General features: G+C 71.8%; 14 protein-coding genes. 3 read left to right on the top strand and 11 right to left on the bottom strand.

What is annotated here, in order from left to right; genetic code table 11:
* Positions 1–4: 4 nt before the first annotated feature.
* The 9 genes from LWC33_RS08215 to LWC33_RS08175 all read right to left on the bottom strand — a co-directional run bounded on the left by LWC33_RS08215 (position 5) and on the right by LWC33_RS08175 (position 10182).
* A complete protein-coding gene (locus LWC33_RS08215; protein WP_233303643.1) occupies positions 5–430 on the bottom strand; it encodes a PhlB family protein in 426 nt (141 codons plus the stop codon).
* On the bottom strand, positions 430–1914 hold the full coding sequence (locus LWC33_RS08210; RefSeq protein ID WP_233303642.1) for a hydroxymethylglutaryl-CoA lyase-like TIM-barrel protein: 1485 nt from the start codon (positions 1912–1914) through the stop codon (positions 430–432). Before LWC33_RS08210 ends, LWC33_RS08215 begins: the two co-directional genes overlap by 1 nt.
* Complete coding sequence (locus LWC33_RS08205; RefSeq protein ID WP_233303641.1) at positions 1911–3317, bottom strand: acetyl-CoA carboxylase biotin carboxylase subunit; 1407 nt, start codon at positions 3315–3317, stop codon at positions 1911–1913. The genes LWC33_RS08210 and LWC33_RS08205 overlap by 4 nt, the downstream gene beginning before the upstream one ends.
* The gene (locus LWC33_RS08200) at positions 3310–3906 is read right to left on the bottom strand and encodes an acetyl-CoA carboxylase biotin carboxyl carrier protein (protein ID WP_233303640.1); all 597 of its coding nucleotides are present in this window, start codon (positions 3904–3906) and stop codon (positions 3310–3312) included. The genes LWC33_RS08205 and LWC33_RS08200 overlap by 8 nt, the downstream gene beginning before the upstream one ends.
* Positions 3903–5711 (bottom strand): pyruvate, phosphate dikinase, encoded by a 1809-nt coding sequence (locus LWC33_RS08195; RefSeq protein WP_233303639.1) that lies wholly within the window; start codon positions 5709–5711, stop codon positions 3903–3905. The genes LWC33_RS08200 and LWC33_RS08195 overlap by 4 nt, the downstream gene beginning before the upstream one ends.
* Complete coding sequence (locus LWC33_RS08190; RefSeq protein WP_233303638.1) at positions 5708–6316, bottom strand: hypothetical protein; 609 nt, start codon at positions 6314–6316, stop codon at positions 5708–5710. Before LWC33_RS08190 ends, LWC33_RS08195 begins: the two co-directional genes overlap by 4 nt.
* The gene (locus tag LWC33_RS08185; RefSeq protein WP_233303637.1) at positions 6316–7833 is read right to left on the bottom strand and encodes a class I adenylate-forming enzyme family protein; all 1518 of its coding nucleotides are present in this window, start codon (positions 7831–7833) and stop codon (positions 6316–6318) included. Before LWC33_RS08185 ends, LWC33_RS08190 begins: the two co-directional genes overlap by 1 nt.
* 65 nt (positions 7834–7898) lie before the next feature.
* Complete coding sequence (locus LWC33_RS08180) at positions 7899–9446, bottom strand: hypothetical protein (protein ID WP_233303636.1); 1548 nt, start codon at positions 9444–9446, stop codon at positions 7899–7901.
* Position 9447: 1 nt separating this feature from the next.
* Complete coding sequence (locus tag LWC33_RS08175) at positions 9448–10182, bottom strand: PEP-utilizing enzyme (RefSeq protein WP_233303635.1); 735 nt, start codon at positions 10180–10182, stop codon at positions 9448–9450.
* A 203-nt stretch (positions 10183–10385) separates the two neighbouring features.
* Between LWC33_RS08175 and LWC33_RS08170 the strand changes: the two genes are divergently transcribed.
* From LWC33_RS08170 to LWC33_RS08160, 3 genes are read left to right on the top strand one after another with little or no spacing between them, the layout of a single operon-like run.
* Positions 10386–11126 (top strand): helix-turn-helix transcriptional regulator, encoded by a 741-nt coding sequence (locus LWC33_RS08170; RefSeq protein WP_233303634.1) that lies wholly within the window; start codon positions 10386–10388, stop codon positions 11124–11126.
* 24 nt (positions 11127–11150) lie between these two features.
* Positions 11151–11414, top strand: a complete 264-nt coding sequence (locus LWC33_RS08165; protein ID WP_233303633.1) for a type II toxin-antitoxin system Phd/YefM family antitoxin — start codon at positions 11151–11153, stop codon at positions 11412–11414.
* Complete coding sequence (locus tag LWC33_RS08160; protein ID WP_233303632.1) at positions 11411–11806, top strand: type II toxin-antitoxin system VapC family toxin; 396 nt, start codon at positions 11411–11413, stop codon at positions 11804–11806. Before LWC33_RS08165 ends, LWC33_RS08160 begins: the two co-directional genes overlap by 4 nt.
* Positions 11807–11858: 52 nt before the next feature.
* On the opposite strand, the gene LWC33_RS08155 is transcribed toward LWC33_RS08160, so the two are convergent.
* Together LWC33_RS08155 and LWC33_RS08150 are read right to left on the bottom strand one after the other, a co-directional pair.
* Positions 11859–13004 carry an Rv3169 family protein gene (locus LWC33_RS08155; protein WP_233303631.1) on the bottom strand — a complete coding sequence of 382 codons (1146 nt, stop codon included), beginning with the start codon at positions 13002–13004 and terminating at the stop codon, positions 11859–11861.
* 7 nt (positions 13005–13011) lie between these two features.
* The gene (locus LWC33_RS08150) at positions 13012–14631 is read right to left on the bottom strand and encodes a PEP-utilizing enzyme (RefSeq protein ID WP_233303630.1); all 1620 of its coding nucleotides are present in this window, start codon (positions 14629–14631) and stop codon (positions 13012–13014) included.

Raw genomic sequence — 14631 nt, 5'->3', positions numbered from 1 at the left:
GGGTTCACTTCTCCACCCCCTTCTCGATCGTGACGGCGGTCAGATCTCCGTCGTCGAGGCCCGTGATGCGCAGCCGGGCGCCCAGCGGGAGCACCGTGGGCTCGGCGAGGTGGACGAGGACCCGCGGGCCGTCGTCGAGGTCGAGATAGGCCAGCCCGAACGGGGGCCGGCGCGTCCCCACCGGGATCTGCACGACGGTCGACGACCAGGCGGCGCCCGTCGCGGCGAAGCGGGCGGGCTCGACGGGCCCGTAGCAGGCCGGGCACCACGGGATGCCGGTCTGCGCCACCGGATAGCGGCACGTCGTGCAGCGCACCCCGCCGACCTGCCCGTCCACGAGCGATGGACGCGAGTCGGCCACCGGGAGCCCGCCGACCGCCGCGCCGGGGCGCCGCTTCGTCGGACGCCCGACGCCGAGCTCGGTGGCCATCAGTGGTCCCCTTCGAGGGTCAGCTCGAAGCCGGGCCCGTCGATGTGCAGGTAGGCCCCGACGGACGTCTCGACGAGCTCCCGGAGGAACCGGGCCTGCTTCGTCGTCGGCGCGAAGTCGCGGTTGCGCTGCGGGGTCGCCCGCATGGCCTCGACATCGCTCTCCGGCACGAGCAGCCGCAGGATCAGCTCGTCGTCCGAGATGTTCTCCCCGAACCGGTGCCGCAGCTCCTGCAGGCTGGGCTGCGGGGGCTGCCACTCGGCGTAGCTCTTGGCCTTGGCCGAGCCCATGATCAGGTCCAGCACGTTCGGGTCCAGCGGGGCGACCGGCTTCCCGTAGAAGCCGTGCGCGTAGATCATCACCTCGTCCGGGACGACCGAGTACCGCTTGCCGGTGACGATGTTCAGCACCGCCTGCGTGCCCACTAGCTGCGAGAACGGCGTCGCCATGACGGGGTGGCCGAGCTCCTCGCGGACCCGGGACATCTCGTCGAGGACCTCCTCGAACCGGTCCTCCATCCCGCGCGCCCTGAGCTGGTCCTTGAACGTGCCGGTCATGCCGCCGGGGAGCTGGTGGCGGTAGAGGAACAGCGAGTACTCGGCGGGCTTGCCCACCGGCAGGTTCTCGTACTCGGCCACGCGCAGCAGGTGCTCCGCGACCGGCGCGAAGCGGGTCTCGTCGAGCTCGACGTCGAAACCCGCGTAGCGCAGGTTCGCCACCGTGTTCTCGGTGCTGGGCAACGACACCCCGGCCGCCAGCGGACCCGACGCCGTGTGCACGACGTCCGCCCCCGCGAGCACGCCCTCCAGGTAGTTGATCGGGGCCAGCGCGTTGTTGCTGTGGAAGTGGATCTCCACGGGGATGTTCGGCGCGGCCTGCTTGATGGCGCCCACCAGGGTCCGGGTGCGCTCCGGGGTCAGCAGCCCGGCCGCGTCCTCGAGCTCGATCCCGTCCGCCCCGAGCGCGACGAGCTCCCGCGTGCGGGCCGCGTAGTACTCGTCCGTGTGGTACGGGCTGTCGGCGTAGAGGATGCAGGGGATGGCCTTGGCGCCCTCGGCCTGCGCGGTCTTGACCAGCCTGCCGATCTTGTCGGTGTTGAACAGGCCGTCGTAGATCCAGAAGCTGCCGATGCCGTGCGCCACGAGCCGCTGCACCCACAGGTCCATGACGCTGTCCGCGGTGAGCCCGAAGGTCACGATGCCGTTGGAGCGGGTGCCGGCCCGGACGGTGGTGCGCGGCATGGCCCGGGAGAGCGAGATCAGCTGCTCCCAGGGGTCCTCCTTGCAGTGCCGCGCAAGGACTTCGAAGATCGAGCTGCCGACGAGGTCGATGGTGTGGAAGCCCGTGCGGTCGAGCTCGCCGGCGATGGGCAGGCCCATGTCGCGGCGCAGCTTCATGCCCCACCAGCTCTGCGGGCCGTCCCGCAGGGTCTGGTCGATGATCTCGATCTTGCGCCTTTCGGGCGCCACGTTGAGGTAGCTCATCGCTGAGTCTCCAGGTAGTCGGGCAGACCGCGCTCGGCGATCCAGTCCGTGGTGACGCGACCGGCGCGGAAGTCGGGATGGTCGAGCGCGGCGCGGCAGAACTCGCGGGTGGTGGGCACGCCCTCGACCTTCAGGTCGTCGAGCGCGCCGAGCATCCGGTCGATCGCGGTGTCCCGGTCCGGGCCGAACGCGATGATCTTCGCGAGCAGCGAGTCGTAGTACGGGGTCACGACGTACCCGGGCTCGCAGTGGCTGTCCACGCGGATGCCCTCGCCCGCAGGCGGGTCCCAGACGGTGACGGTGCCGGGGTGCGGCACGAAGCCCCGCGCCGGGTCCTCGGTGGTGATCCGTACCTCGACGGCGTGGCCGCCGATCACGATGTCGTCCTGCGTGAGGCCGAGGGGCTCGCCGCCCGCGACGCGCAGCTGCGCGGCCACCAGGTCGACGCCGGAGACCAGCTCGCTCACCGGGTGCTCGACCTGGATGCGGGCGTTGAACTCGAGGAAGGCGTAGGTCTTCCGATCGGCGTCGTAGATGAACTCGACGGTCCCCGCGCTGTCCAGCCCCAGGGCCTCGGCGAACGCCACGCCGCTGCGGCGGATGTCCTGCCGGACCCCCTCGGGGATGTTCGGCGCGGGCGACTCCTCGACGACCTTCTGGTGGCGGCGCTGCAGCGTGCAGTCCCGTTCCCCGACGTGCAGCACGGTCCCGTGCTTGTCGCCGACGACCTGCACCTCGATGTGCCGCGCGTTGCGGACGAAGCGCTCCAGGTAGACGCGCCCGTCGCCGAAGGCCGCCCGGGCCTCCTCGGCCGCCGCCGTGAACCGGCCGCGCAGCTCCGCCTCGTCCTCGACCACGGACATGCCGCGACCGCCGCCGCCCGCCGCCGCCTTGACCAGCACCGGGTAGCCGAGCTCCCGGGCCGCGGCGACGGCCGCCTCGGTGGTCTCGAGGATCGGCGAGCCGTCCAACGTCGGAATCCCCGCGCTGCGCGCCAGCTCCCGGGCCCGGGCCTTGTCCCCGGCCTGGGCGACGGCCTCGGGCCGCGGCCCGACGAACGTCAGCCCCTCGGCCACGCAGGCCGCCGCGAAGTCCGGGTTCTCGGAGAGGAACCCGTAACCGGGGTGGACGGCGTCGCACCCGCTGCCGAGCGCGGCGCTGAGCACCGACGGGATCGCCAGGTAGCTCTGGCCCGCCGGAGCCGGCCCGATGCAGACCGCGCGATCGGCGAGCCGCGCCGCCAGGCCGTCCCGGTCGACCGTGGACGTGACGACCACGGACTCGATGTCCAGCGACCGGCACGCCCGCACGACCCGGACGGCGATCTCACCGCGGTTGGCCACGAGGACGCGCCGTAGCGGGCGGGCCTCCACCCGGGAGGCGACCGCGGCCGGGCTACCCATCGCTCGGCCTGATCCAGAACAGCGTCTGCTCGTACTCGACCAGGTCCGCGTTGGCCGCGCAGACCTGCACCACGGTCCCGGCGACGGGTGCGACGACGGGGTTCATCAGCTTCATGACCTCGACGATCGCGAGCTGCTGGTCCTGCGCCACGGTGTCGCCGACCTGCACGAACGGCGACTGTCCCGGGCTCGGCGCGACCCAGAACGCCCCGACGGCCGGGGAGCTGACGGCGACGCAGCCAGCCGTGTCGGCAGCCGGTGCGGTCGGGCCCGCCGGAGCGGGCGCCGCGACCGGTGCCGCCGCGACCGGGGCGGGCGCCGCCGCCGGGGCAGGCGCCGCGGCCGGGGCGGGTGCGGTGGCCGTCGCCGCTGCCGACACCGTTGCGCCCGCCGGCACCGCTGCCCTTGTCGAGACCGCCGCCGCGGCGGGCGGGCCCTGCTTGCCCACCGTGATCCGCATCCCGTGCAGCTCGACCGTCATGCCGGTCCAGTCCGAGTCCCGGAAGGTCCGCAGGATCTCCTGTACCTCGCGGTAGGTCACCGCCTCCGGCACGGACTCCGAACCCGTCTGCTCCGTCGGCGCGCTCACGACCTGCCTCCACTGCTCTGATGGTCGACTACGCGGGCTGCGTCTCTGCCTTGATGGTCGACTACGCAAGCTGCGTCCCCGTGCTCGATCGCCGCGAGCAGCACCGGCAACCGGTTCTCCGCGACGATCACCTCCACCCCGGCGTCGAGCGCGGCCCGCACGCCCTCGGACGTCGCGAACACCGCGCCGCGCACCGTGCGGGTGCCCGGCGGGACCGTGGGCACGGACTCCCCCAGCTCCTCCGGCGGGACGGTGTCCGCGTCGAACACCGGCTCCGGCCCGGATCCCGCGACCCGGACCGGCGCCGCCGCCTCGGCCCATTCGCACAGCCGGGCCAGGTCGGCGTCGCCGTCCTCGCTGGTCGCCGACGTGGGCAGCTCGCCCTCGTAGACCCGACCGGCGGTCGCGTGGACCGTGATCGTCCGGCCGACCAGCGCGTCCACGGTGCCCCCGCCGCACCCGACGACGCAGGGCGTGTCGAGGGCGCGGCTGACCACGGCGGCGTGCGACGTGGCCCCGCCCTGCTCGGTCACGACGCCCGCGGCGGCGATCATGCCGTGGACGTCGTCCGGGCTGGTGGAGCGCCGGACCAGGATCGTGCCGGGCCCCGCCTCCTCCGGCGTGGCCACCGCGATCCCGCAGGCCACGCCCGGGCTCGCCGCGGTCCCCGCCGCCAGCTCCGCGACGCCGTCGGCGGCCCCGTCCGCGAGCCGCGGCCGCAGCAGGGTCCGGACCTGCTCGGCCGTCACCCGTCGCACCGCTTCCGCGGGCGTGATCGCGCCCTCCTCGACCAGCGCGACCGCGATCCGCACCGCCGCCTGCGCCGTCCGCTTGGCGGGGCGGGACTGCAGCAGGAACAGCTCGCCGTGCTGGACGGTGAACTCGATGTCCTGGGCGTCGCGGCCCTCGCGGTCGAGGCAGTCGGCGGCGCGCAGCAGCTCCGCGTGCACCTCCGGGGCCCGCGAGGCCAGCTCCGACAACGGCTTCGGGGTGACGCGTCCGGAGACCACGTCCTCGCCCTGCCCGCACTCGAGGTACTCGCCGTAGGGCTCCTTCGCCCCGGTCACCGGATTGCGGGTGAACAGCACCCCGGTGCCGGAGTCCGCGTCGAGGTTGCCGAACACCATGGCCTGCACCGTCACCGCGGTACCGAGGTCCTGGGGGATGCCGTAGTGCTTGCGGTACGCCACGGAGCGCCGCGAGCGGCTGGACGCGAACACGGCCGCGACCGCCTCGCGCAGCTGCTCCCACGGGTCCGTCGGCACCCGCGACCCGGTGTCGTCCAGCACCGCGGCCCGCACGGCGGCGGTGTCCGGGAGGTCCTCGAGCTCCTCGGTGCAGCCCAGCACGAGCCGCCCGTAGAAGCCGGTGAACCGGCGGTGCACCTCGGCGGCGAACGCCGGGTCACCGGTCTCGGCCGCGAGCGCCGCCTCCACGGAGTCCGTGATCCCCAGGTCGAGGATCGTGTCCATCATCCCGGGCATGCTGATCGCGGCGCCGGAGCGCACGGAGACGAGCAGCGGCCGGTCGCCGCCGCCGAACGTGCGGCCGAGCTCGGCCTCCAGGCGCCGGATGCCCGCCGCCAGCTCGTCGACGAGGCCCTCGGGCAGCCCGTCCCCCGCGAAGTACTCGGCGCACGCCTCGGTCGTCACCACGAACGCCGGCGGGACCCGCAGGCCCAGCGAGCGCATCCGCCACAGGCTCCACGCCTTGCCGCCCACCAGGTCCCGGCTCGGCTCGGCCTGGGGGTCGTCCGGGACGACGATCCAGCGGTGCCCCGTCTCCGACTGCAGGACCGCGCTCATTCCGGACGCTCCCGCCCGGTCAGGCGCAGCAGGTGCTCGTGCATCTGGAACCACACCGTGTGCACGGAGTTTACGCGCACGCCGCTCACGTAGTCCGTCTCGCCGCCCTCGGCCCGGGTCAGCGCGGCGCCGATCCGGTCCACGAAGCGGTCCACCAGCGGGTCCGCCGAGGCCAGGGGCCGCAGCACCTTCGCGGTCTTCTCGTGCACCCGGCCGAGCTTGTCGATGATCGCGGCGTCGTAGTCGGCGTCGCCGTGGTCGTTGGGGACCCGGTCCCCGTCGACCTCCTTGGTCTGCCAGTCCGTGGTCAGGGACAGCACCTGCTTGTTGACGCCGGTCTCGAAGGCGTCCATGGCCTCCCGGATCGCGTCCGAGGCGCGGATGTCGGCGAACGCGGTCGGGTAGGCCTCGTCGAGCAGCGTGCGCCCGGCGGGGCTGATCATGTACTTGTCCTTCGCCGCGACGACGGCGCCGTCCGCGGCCGCCTTCTCCAGGCCGGCCTCGACGTCGGCGAGGGCCTGCCCGGACACCTCGGCGAGCTGCTCGGCGGTGCCGAGCTGTCGGAGCGTCAGGGTGTGCACGGTGAGCTGGTACGAGTCGAGCATCAGGCGTCCTCTCGGTCTTCATGGCGCGCTCCGGCAAGCTCCGCGCGCGAGAGCATGCGGTCGCGCACCTCGCGGCGCAGCGACTTGCCGACCGGGCTGGTGGGCAGTTCGGCCCAGATCTCCACGGTCTTGGGGCGTTTGAAACCGGCGAGCCGGTCGGTGCAGAACCCCCGGATCTCCTCCGGGTCGGCGTCCGTCCGGGTCACCACGGCGGCGGTCACCCGCTCGCCCCACTTCTCGTCGGGCAGCCCGACCACGGCCGCCTCGACGACGGCCGGGTGGGCGAGCAGGGCGTCCTCCACCTCGCGGGGGTACACGTTGAACCCACCGGAGATGATCACGTCGTGCCTGCGGTCGAGCAGGTGCAGGTAGCCCTCGGCGTCCCAGCGGCCGATGTCCCCGGTGTGGACCCAGCCGTCGGCGTCCTTGGTCTCGGCGGTGGCCTCGGGGCGGCGCCAGTACCGGTCCATCGTGTGCGGTCCGCGAGTGAGCACCTCACCGACCTCGTCGACGCCGAGTGACCTGCCCTCGGCGTCCCGGATGTCGACCTCGACGAACGTGTACGGCTTGCCCGCGGCGGTCAGCCGCTCCGGGGTGTGTTCCCAGGGCTGCAGGCAGGTGATCGCCAGCGGCGCCTCGGCCTGGCCGTAGAGCTGGGTGAACACCGGGCCGAGCACGTCGATCCCGCGCTGCAGGACGGTGGTCGCGATCGGCGCGCCGCCGTAGCAGAGGCGTTCCAGGGCGAGGTCGCCGGACGACGCCGCCGCGGCGGTCGCCGGGTCCTCCACCAGCATCCCGATCATGGTCGGCACCATGAAAGTCGAGGTCGCGCGGTGCTTCTGCGCGGCCTCCAGGAACGCGGCCGGCGAGAACTTCGGGACGATCACGTTCGCCGCGCCCTTGACCAGGTGCGGCAGGAAGAACGCGCCGCTGCCGTGGGTGATCGGCGCGGCGTGCAGCATCACCGAGTCCGGCCGCAGGTTGGGCAGCAGGTCGACGAGGAAGTTGTCCACCTCGGCCAGCTCGCTGCGGGTGGTGAGCACGACGGCCTTCGGCTTGCCGGTGGTGCCGCCGGTGTAGGCCAGCCGCAGCGGGGCGTCCGGGTCCCGTCGGACGTCGCAGGGCCCGTCGGGCGCGTCCGCGATCATCGACGGCAGGTCGTCCACCGGGATCGTGATCTCCACGGGGGCGGGCGCGTCGCCCGCGACGACCAGCGCGCGCGCCTGCGAGTCCTCGATCTTGAACGCCAGCTCGTGCCGGGTCTCCCGGGCGTTGAGCGGCACCCGGACCAGCCCGGACTTCGCCAGGGCGTAGTACACGACGACGCCGTCGATGCCGTTGGGCAGCAGCGCGGCCACCCGGTCACCGGGCTCGAGGCCGCGGGCCAGCAGGGCGTGCCCAAGCCGGTCGGTCAGGGCGTCGAACTCGGCGAACGTCACGACCCGCTCGCCCTCGACCAGCGCGGGCGCGGCGCCGAACTGTCGGCCCGCCCGCCTGATCAGGTCTCCGATCTGCACTGGATCTCCTCAGTGGTGCGCGGCCGGTCGCGGCGGTGGGACACCGCGACCGGCCGCCGTCGGTGTCAGCCCTGCAGGTCGGCCCGGCGCAGCCCGGCCCCGCGGCCCTCGAGGGCGCGGCTGCCGCGCTGCGCGAGCTTGTAGAGGGCGTCGGCGCGGTCGGTGGTGTAGTTGCGCTTGACCCATTCCTCGTCGAGGTAGCGGTTGCCGTCCGCGAGGACCCCCGGGGTGAACTCCCGTGCCCGGCGGTTGTACTCGTCGAGGTCGAGGCGGCCCGCGCTCGTGGTCCACAGCCCGGCCTTGACCGGCAGGCTCGACGAGCCCGACAGCGTGGAGCCCGCGGTCCGGGCGAAGTCGTCGTCGGTCAGGACCGAGTACGGGATGCCGGTGAGCATGTTCTGGTTCAGGCCGGAGTAGCGGGCCATCGTGTACTCGTTGGCCTTCTGGTGCGGGAACCCGAGCAGCCCGACCATCTCGCCGAGGTTGTCGCGGCCGTACTCGTCGTTCATCAGCGGCTTGAACCGCTGCACCCGGTCGTCGAGCTCGAACCAGTCCGACTGCCGGTAGGTGCCCGCGAGGTGCGCGAAGTCCTTCGCGACCGACGAGTAGACCAGCGCGCCCGCGTCGATCATCTGCTCGCGGGTCCAGGTCGCGATCCGCTTCCACAGGTCCGCGGTCGCCTGGTTGAGGATCTCGCGGTACTGCTCCATCGTCTCGGCGAGCACCTCCGCGTTCTCCATGCCGACCGGCACGTACCCGTCGGTCAGGGCGTCCGAGGTGTACATGCCGACCGCGGCGATGTTCGCGGCCGCGTAGCTCGGCTCGGCCTCGAACGAGGCCCAGTCGTCCATCAGGTGGAAGTTCGTGTCCTGGAAGACGATCGGGATGGTCAGGTTCCCGAACGGCAGCTGGGTCGCGATCCCGTCGAGCCAGGGGTAGTCGCCCTCGGTCAGCTCGAAGAAGTCCCGGACGATCATCTGCCGGTTGTCGCCGAAGTTGTAGGGACCCGAGTTGTGGATCCCGATCCGGCACTCGCAGTGCGCCAGGAACGCGTACTGCGACAGCTGGGCGATCAGCTTCGTGGCCGCGGTGTGCAGCCGGTCGCCGGGGGTGACGCCGTGCAGGTCCGACTCGAACACCTGCAGGGTCCGCTCCGGCAGGAACTGCGAGCGGTCGCCGAACTCCTTGTTGGTCAGGTGCCCGTCGTTGCGGTGGTAGGCCAGGTTGAAGCGCCGGGAGAAGTCCAGCACGTCCACGACGTCGTCGACGGCGTCGGAGGGGCCCAGCAGGCCCCAGTTCATCAGCATCTCCCGCCCGATGAGGTAGAAGGCGGGCATCCCCCAGGCCGCGTTGACGGTGTCGACCTTGAGCGAGACCTCGCGGGCCCGGTCGCCGAGCTCCTCGGCGGGGGTCGCGGCGTCGATCTCGCGCAGCAGCGTCGGCAGCCGGTAGAAGCTGTTCAGGTAGCTGAGCAGCATGTACGGGTTCATCGGGAAGAGCTTCGACTCCTGCACCGTGCGCGTGATGCACAGCCAGTAGGTCGTGTCCGAGAGCTGCCGCAGGTAGTTGTTGGACTCGAGCAGCTTGGCGTACGTCAGGTCTCCGTTGCCCATCTCAGGCGCCCTTCTCCAGGATCCAGATCCGGGCGTGCCCGGTGTCGCCGGTCTCGTACGCGTCGGCCGCCGGCGGGGCCGCGGTCACCTCGATCTCGACGACGTCGCCGTCGCGCAGGGTGTCGATGGTGCAGTTCATGAGCGTCGGGACGTCGTACTCGCGGGCGAGGATCCCGAGGTGCGAACGCACCGAGCCGCCGAGGCAGATCACGCCGGCGAAGCCCTCGATGATCGGCGCGGTGAGCGTGCCGCCGGAGTCGTCGATCACGGCGATCGTGCCGGCGGGGACCCCGTCGGCCAGGAAGCCCATGACCTGCTCGGTGGTCGAGATCAGGGCGACCGGGCCGGTCACCGTCTCGCCCTTGCGCAGGACGTTGTCGCCGACCCCGACCTGGCGGCGGCCGTCGGCCGACGGCCCCTCCGCGAAGGACGACGCGGCCTTCTCCGGTCGCTTGTACTTGTCCGGCTCCGACTCCAGCGACACCGTCGCCGAGAAGTCGAAGCGGTAGCCGGAGTCGAGCGCCTCCTGCTCGATCGCGCGGGCGTCGGCCAGCGAGAACAGGTCGAACTGGCGGTCGAACACCACGTCCTTCCAGTCCGCGTCGGTCGCGGCGAAGCGCCTCGCGGCCAACGCGCGGACCGCCCCGTTGAACCGGGCCGGGAGCGGGAGCATCTCGGTGCCCCCCCATTTCGGTGGGGTCTGCGCTGCCACCGTGGCGTCGCGGGAATCGGACATCGTCACCTCACTGTGAGCGGAACCGTCGAGGTCGTGCCGGCGGGTGAGCCACCGGCGGCGGATCCGGGCCCTCACCCCATCGGATCCCCTGCTGTTCACGAGGTGGAAAGGTAGGTACCGTGAGCCCTGTGACCCAGTCCACGTTGGTGGACAGTCAGGCGTCAGCGACGACTCCCCGGTCCCCTCGCCGCCAGACTCGTCCCGTGCTCCGGAAGGCCGATTACGAACGGGCCTTCGACGTGCTGGAGTGCTGCGACAGCGCCGCCTCGCTCCCCGACTTCAAAGAGCAGATGGTCGCGGCGCTGAGCAGCCACTTCGCCCTGCAGCACGTCTCGTTCTTCGCCGGGGCCACCTTCCACAACGTGTTCGGCGACCTGTCGCCGCTGACCGAGGGCAACACCGCCCGGATGCTCCCGGAGTACCAGGAGCGCTGGTCGCGCCACGACATCTTCGGCACGCCGATGGCCATGCGCCAGCTCGTGTCGAGCGGGCTGGCGTCGCTGAGCGAGCTGCAGGCGCGCGGCACGCTCCCGGCCGCGGCCGAGGCCTACGTGCGGCACTTCCTGCACGCGACGTGGGGCATGGAGTGCGCGGCCGCGCTGCGGCTGGAGCTGCCGGGCGGGCACACCGCGCTCGTCGGCATGTTCGACCCGCGGGCGGACAAGCTCGGGCCGGCCGAGCTGGCCACGCTGCGGCTGCTCAGCCGCCAGCTGTCGGCCATCGCCCGCAGCCTGCCGGTGTCCCGCCCCAAGGCGGCGCTCGCGGGCCTGTCGGAGCGGCAGCGCCAGGTGGTGCAGCTGGTCGCGGAGGGCCTGTCGAACGCCGACATCGCCGAGACGCTGTCGCTGGCCGAGGACAGCGTGAAGAAGTACGTCAGCCGGATCCTGGCCGCCACCGGCTGCCAGTCCCGCATGGAGCTGGCGCTGCTCGCCCGCTCCCGCTGACCGTGAATCTGATAATCTGATTCCGTGAAGGAGCTCTCCGCGACCGAGGTCGCCCGCAGCTTCTCCGCGGTGCTCGACGGCGCGGAGAAGGGTGAGACCGTCGTCGTCACCCGGGGTGGGCGCCAGGTCGCGATGATCGTGCCCTCGCCCCGAGGCAACGGCGCCGCAGTGAAGGAGTTCGTCCGGAGCTGGCAGGACCGTCATGTCTTCGACGACGAGTTCGAGGCGAACGTCGCGGCGGCTCGCGGGGCCGCCTCCGGTACGGACGACGATCCTTGGCAGGAGTGATCCTCGATACCGGTGTCCTGGTGGCCACCGCGCGTGGCAGGCTCGATCTCGCCACGATCAGCGACAGCGAGGAACTCGCACTCCCCGCGGTCGCGGTGGCCGAGTTCCTCGCCGGCATCGAACAGGACCCTGATCCGGGCCGCCGTGCGTCGCAGCGCCCCTACCTCGACGGTCTGCTGGCCATCATCCCGGTGGTGGACTACACGGTGAAGGTCGCCGAGCACCACGCCGCCCTGCGCGCCCATGTCCGGCGCACGAGCCGTCCACGGGGCCCGCACGACCTGATCATCGCCGCGACGGCCCGGGCCACCGACCGAGTGCTGCTGACCACGGACGCACGGGCGAGGTTCGATGAGCTGCCCGACGTCCCGGTGCGCCTGCTGGGGTCCTGACCGGAGTCGTGAGTGGCGATGGTCGTCAGGGCGACCATCGCCACTCACAGGGTCACAGGAAGGAGCTCTCGCGGGTGAGGCCGTAGCGCGGGTGCCCGCCGATCACCATGGACTCGAAGATGCCGTAGCCCACGGCGTCGCCCTCGCGGACGCGGATCACGCAGTCGCGGAGCTGGTGGATCTCCTCCACGGCCTCGTGGGTGGTGACGTCCGCGAAGCGCTCGCCGTCGAGGTGCTGGGGGCCGTGCCACTGCCCGTGGCGGTGGCCCCTGAACCCGAAGTACAGACCCGCACCGAGGTGGAAGCCGGTGTCGCTGATCGGCTCGATCTCCACGGTCCGGGTCCTGCCCCAGCCCGCGTCGAAGGTCATCTTGCCGCCCAGCAGGCGCCGGTTGACCGGGTCGAACTTCAGCTCGTCCACCATCCCGTGGAGCTCGGTCTGAGTCCCGTCGGCCTCGTTGGCGAACCCCGAGAAGTACGTGGTCTTGTCGTCGACGGCCTGGTGGTAGTGGTGGATCTCGTACTCCGTGCCGTCCGGGCGGCGCAGGTACATCGGGCTCCAGGTGAGCAGGAAGTCCTGGTTGAGCCGCTGCGGCTTGTAGACGTCCGGCGCGGGCTCGCCCACGTCCATCCGCACACCCCAGGAGTGGTCGCGGAAGCCGAACCACTCCTCGTCCCGCACCGTGATCTCCTCCCCGTCGATCCAGACGGTGCCCGAGATCGTCGAGGACTGGTGGTAGCGCAGGAGGTCGGACTGGATGCGGAAGCCCTGCGGCTCGCGCTGCGCGTCCTTCTTCTCCAGGAACGGCGGCAGCACGCCGGTGACGGTGAGGTCGAAGCGGATCGGGAGCATGTGGTTCTCCCGCAGCACGAACCGCACCTTCCGCAGCGGCTCGAGGACCTCGTAGTCCAGCGGACCCACCCCGACCCGGTCCGGGTCGAGGTCCAGCTGCCTGCTCGCCCGGACGGTGAGCTGCTCCTTCCCGCGGGAGATCCCCGCGAACATGTCGATCACGTTCCGGTTGTGGTACTTGCCGATCCCGACGTCCACCTGCAGCGAGCCGTCGCGGGCGAACAGCGAGGCCCACAGCTTCTCGGTCCAGGAGATGTCCGCGTGCGCGATCGTCGCGAACGTCTCCGGGGTCTGGTGGCACAGCAGCTCGTCGGCCGCGGTGAGGATCTGCATGGACTGGCGCATGACGCTCCTAGCGCACGGGCGAGAACGAGCCCGGCATGTCGTTGGCCACCAGCGCGGTCCCGAAGATCGCGGCGGCCTGGTCGTCGTCGTCGAACGGGTCCGGGTAGAGGGCCAGCGTGTCCGGCGAGAAGGACCAGTCGACCTGGTCCGTGACCCCCGCCAGGGCGGCGAACGGCCGCAGCCCGGAGGTGTACATCTGGGTGGCGGCGAAGATGCGGTCCTTCCGGTCCATGCCCGCGAAGCGCTGGTAGAGCGTCATGTGCGACGCCGTGAGGGCGGCCGCCACCTCCGGCCAGGCCTCGGGGGACAGCTGCTCCCGCGTGCCGTCCGGACGCCAGCCGAACACCGCCGCCTCGGTCACCGAGGCCAGCAGCTGGTCCGGCTCGGTGAACGTGGTGCCCCAGTCGTTGATCTCGAACTCGCGGAAGGACGCCGGGTCGTAGGTCAACGCCATGGTCAGCCCGGTGTAGGGCGGCTCCAGGTCCTCGGCCCACGGGTAGGCCCAGGCGCTCGGGCCCAGCGAGAGGTAGTCCCGCACCAGGGTCTTCCGGGTGCCGCGCGGGTACGGCCCCGAATCGCAGATCCCGACCCGGGAGTCGCAGAAGTACAGGAACGAGTAGCCGGACACCGTGGCGTTGAGCCGCTTCAGGGCCTTCGACGCGGCCGCGTCCAGCGGGGTCGCCGCGTCCGCCAGCTCGTCGACGACGCCCTGCGGCAGGTACCGGTTGGTGAACCCGGCGTCCTTGTAGTCCATCGTGCCGTCGCCGCGGTGGGCCAGCGTCAGCCGGCGCCAGAAGTCGACGACCGTGCGGATCTCCTCGCGGCGCTCGCTCGGCTTGAGCTTCCCCATCTGGATCAGGCACTCGCGGCCGCACAGGTAGTGGTAGCCGATCATCCAGATCCACAGCGGGCTGACCCGGTTCGGCCCCTCGCGCAGCCGCTTCCCGATCTCCTCCGCCGGCATCGCGGCGTCGATGACCGCGACCCGCTCGGCGTAGCTGTGGAAGTCCTCGATCACGGACAGGGACATGTACGGCAGCATCGGGAACAGCTCGGAGGTGAAGCCCGAGCGCCGGGTCATCTCCGGCTTGAAGGCGCGGCCCATGTGCTGGACCAGGTCGTCGAGCCGGTCGTCGGTGAGCTCCTCGGCGAGCAGCGCGTCGAGGGCCTCCGGGGACACCGTGACGTCGAAGTCCTTCACGGCGATCTCGTCGCCGACCCGGCGGACGTAGGACCACCAGGCGGCGCTCACGTCCGCGACGGGAGGAGCCTCTGCGGGTTCCGCGCCGGCGCGGACCACGCCCGCGCCGTCCTCGATGTCCAGGACGATCTCGGTGCCGTCGGTGAGGTCCGCGGTGAGGTCCGTGCCGACCAGGCAGGGCACCTCGAACTCCCGGGACACGATCGCCAGGTGGGAGCGCAGCGTGCCGTCGAGGCAGACGATGCCCGCGAGCCTGCCGAGGATCGGGGACAGGAACGTCGTGCCGCCCGAGGCGACCAGCGCGACGGTCGATTCCAGGTCCGAATCGAGCGAGTCGATCACGTCCTGGGGCTCGCGGAACCAGCGGACCAGGCCGGTGGTGCGGGTGAAGGTGTACGAGGGCGTGCCCTTGCCGATCAGTGACAT

It is taken from the genome of Pseudonocardia terrae, assembly GCF_021343995.1.
In the GTDB taxonomy this organism is placed as follows: Bacteria; Actinomycetota; Actinomycetes; order Mycobacteriales; family Pseudonocardiaceae; genus Pseudonocardia; species Pseudonocardia terrae.
Note: the sequence above shows the minus strand (reverse complement) of the source record. Positions and strands in the feature narration are given on the sequence as shown.

Excerpts from the sequence above, each read along its gene's own strand:
- LWC33_RS08205 (WP_233303641.1), bottom strand. The coding sequence starts at position 3,317 with ATGGGTAGCCCGGCCGCGGTCGCCTCCCGGGTGGAGGCCCGCCCGCTA.
- LWC33_RS08175 (WP_233303635.1), bottom strand. The coding sequence starts at position 10,182 with ATGTCCGATTCCCGCGACGCCACGGTGGCAGCGCAGACCCCACCGAAA.
- LWC33_RS08190 (WP_233303638.1), bottom strand. The coding sequence starts at position 6,316 with ATGCTCGACTCGTACCAGCTCACCGTGCACACCCTGACGCTCCGACAG.
- LWC33_RS08150 (WP_233303630.1), bottom strand. The coding sequence starts at position 14,631 with ATGTCACTGATCGGCAAGGGCACGCCCTCGTACACCTTCACCCGCACC.
- LWC33_RS08155 (WP_233303631.1), bottom strand. The coding sequence starts at position 13,004 with ATGCGCCAGTCCATGCAGATCCTCACCGCGGCCGACGAGCTGCTGTGC.
- LWC33_RS08195 (WP_233303639.1), bottom strand. The coding sequence starts at position 5,711 with ATGAGCGCGGTCCTGCAGTCGGAGACGGGGCACCGCTGGATCGTCGTC.
- LWC33_RS08180 (WP_233303636.1), bottom strand. The coding sequence starts at position 9,446 with ATGGGCAACGGAGACCTGACGTACGCCAAGCTGCTCGAGTCCAACAAC.
- LWC33_RS08215 (WP_233303643.1), bottom strand. The coding sequence starts at position 430 with ATGGCCACCGAGCTCGGCGTCGGGCGTCCGACGAAGCGGCGCCCCGGC.
- LWC33_RS08210 (WP_233303642.1), bottom strand. The coding sequence starts at position 1,914 with ATGAGCTACCTCAACGTGGCGCCCGAAAGGCGCAAGATCGAGATCATC.